Genomic DNA, 2,815 nt, shown 5'->3' on the forward strand with positions numbered 1-2,815 from the left:
CCCAATATTTTGAATCAAGTTAGCTTTTTTTATGATGTTCAATACTGCTCTAACTCCTTTTTTCTATCTTGAATTTTGAGGTAGTCTTAATATCATGTCCGGATAATTATCCTGGGAAAACTTTATCCTCTTGTTCCATCTTCCATCTTCCATCTTTCTTCCTTCTTCCTTTTTCCCTGCTGACTCCTGACTCCCTCATAAGATTGACATTCTGACTTCTTAATTTATTCCGACATTTAATCATTCCCTAATGGAGTTAAAAGCAAACTTCCTGTTTCTGGAAATCCCAATTTATTAGACTTATCAAATCGCCAATGTTGCTGATAACGACTAAGAAAATTCTGACCAACAATCCCATCAATACCTATTAAATCAAGAATTTGATTATCAATAATAATCCCATCCAATTGAGATACTTCATGCTGTTGTAAACTCACAGTATCCAACTGTGTTTTCTGAGCAATTTCAGTACCACAAAATCCTAAGACATCTATTTTTTCTGCATTAGCAATATCAATTCCTAATTCATTTGCTAAATTCCGAGATAAAACCATTAAATCTGCTCCTGTATCTAATAGAAATAGAAAAGGTCCTTTACCATTAATTTTTACCTCAGCTAACATAACTCCCATTCTACCTATCAAAGGAATAGTATTATTAACAGAAGAAGAAGGAGGTAGTAACTCCAACTGAGAAGTTTGAGGATTAATAATTACATCAAAACCTTTGAGAAAATCTAAACCTAAAACACCTGATAAATTACCAGGAATAGCTGTCTTAGACAAACCCATTCCTTGCAAACCATTTACTGTAGCTGCATCAACTGTTATTGTAGGTAAAGTATGTATATTAGCATTAACATTTGAACAGTCATCACCGACAACAAAGTAAGATAATAAATCATTGGGAATAGGAGTACTTGCTAAACCCAAATTTTGAGCTATTTTGCTATCTATAATTGTATTAGAAGCACCTGTATCTAATAAAAAATTTTTAGTTTCCCCTGCCACTATTACTGGAAGAGTAAATACCTGACTATTTGTAAGTTTTTCAAGCTTGACAGTAGCTTTTCCTTGACTCAGAATTTCTGGTAAACTAGCTCCACTTATTTCTAATAATGCTTCCATTCTTTGATTAGCATCTGGGCGAAATTTACCATCTGGAGCTAACATTATTACTCTCATTGTGCATTGCATAGAAGCTACTTGTATCGCTTCTAAAGATGCTTCTGTGGGTTTAACTATTTTTCTGAGACATTGAGTGAGTTCTTGTAGAACTTCTTGGGATAGTCTACTAGGTTTTGATGATGGTATTTGAGCAAGGGTAGTAGGATGATTTTGTTCGCTAAAGTTGGGTTGAGGTGTAAAAAGAAAACCAATAATTCCTATGACTGAAATAATTAATTTAATTGAGGTAGTTTTTGGCATAATATCAAATCCGATAGCAAAATAGTCAGTCCTCAGTCCTCAGTCCTCAGGAGTTATAAATAGATTGGTGTGAGGTACACCAAATAGGAACCTTAATAATTGGACATCATAAGAAGTGGAAATAATCTATTAATCTAGGGAAAAAGAACAATCAACAGTTTGTTAATATACCTCATTATAGATTAATAGAGATGTTAAGATATAAAGCTCAGATTAATTGGGTTCAAAGTAATAATTACTGAAGAATCATATACATCACAATCAATTTCTTTACATAAATATTAATTACCAACATAAGGTGAATCAAAACCGATATTTAAAGGGAAAAGAATGGCTAGAGGATTGTATAAAACAGGAGATAATAAGTTATTAAATGCTGATGTGAATGGAGCATTTAATATTATTAGAAAAGTAATTCCCGATGTTTTTGGGGAATAAAGAGTTTGCCGTTTAACCCTGTAATGCTTGACTCACTATGAATGACTAGACTTTCAGACTTTTGAGTAAGTTTAGTTGAGCGGTAAGTTCAACAATTAATCATTAACAATTAATAATTACTTCCCCTTAAAACAAGAGGATTGACAAAAAGGATTTTTTTCTCCTTGATAGTTAGAGGAAATATTTTTCCCACTGTTTCATTTTCCTTGTTCCCTACTATAATATATAGCAATTTCCATAATTCTGAGGCTTTAGGAAATAGGTAAAACAAGGAGGAAAAAGACAACTGTAATTCACACTTCCCGATCGACACTATAATACTCTTCTATTTATTAGATTTAATAACAGAAGTCAAAAACATAAAATATAAATATTATAGAAGAAAAAAATTAAATTTTACTTTGGCTGCGAGGTCTATTAGACATAGGCGTGAAAATCAAAAATATAATCAATTATTATCCATAAATTATCAATTATTTCCCCCTACTCCCTCTTTTATAGATAGATATGTCTATTGTTCAATGCTTTGTTTATGCTTCTTTATTTAATCGATTAACAAACTTATTAAGTCGCTCTAAATACTCATCACCAGCAATAGCAGCAACATCATTATGATCTGCACCTGGAACTATATATAAATCTTTGATTTTAGCAGGAGTAACTGCAAATAATTTTTCACTCATATAGGCAGGAACCGATCCATCTTCCCTGCCATGAATTAACATAATAGGTATGTCTAATTTCCGTAATTTTGTAATTGAGTCAAATATTTGATGTAAGATTAATTTGATTGGAAAAAATCTATACATTCTTCCCCTATAATCCACCATCCCTTGCATAGAAGTAAAAGAACTTTGAATAATTAATCCGGCCATTTTCGGATGTCTTATAGCCAACTCAATAGCAATATCACCTCCCAAAGAATGACCATAAACCAGTATATTTTGTGG

3 protein-coding genes are annotated in these 2,815 nt (G+C 32.0%); all 3 read right to left on the reverse strand.

The window, feature by feature from the left end; all coding sequences use genetic code 11:
* Window positions 1–106: 106 nt before the first annotated feature.
* Entirely contained in the window at window positions 107–244 is a 138-nt protein-coding gene (locus F6K13_RS26815) for a hypothetical protein (protein WP_161564547.1), read from the reverse strand.
* Entirely contained in the window at window positions 237–1,427 is a 1,191-nt protein-coding gene (locus F6K13_RS26820; RefSeq protein WP_124155325.1) for a retropepsin-like aspartic protease, read from the reverse strand. The genes F6K13_RS26815 and F6K13_RS26820 overlap by 8 nt, the downstream gene beginning before the upstream one ends.
* Before the next feature lie 968 nt (window positions 1,428–2,395).
* Window positions 2,396–2,815, reverse strand: a 420-nt coding sequence (locus tag F6K13_RS26825; protein WP_287288968.1) for an alpha/beta hydrolase, incomplete at its 5' end; no start/stop codon positions are given.

This window comes from Okeania sp. SIO2B9 (assembly GCF_010672505.1).
In the GTDB taxonomy this organism is placed as follows: domain Bacteria; phylum Cyanobacteriota; class Cyanobacteriia; order Cyanobacteriales; family Microcoleaceae; genus Okeania; species Okeania hirsuta.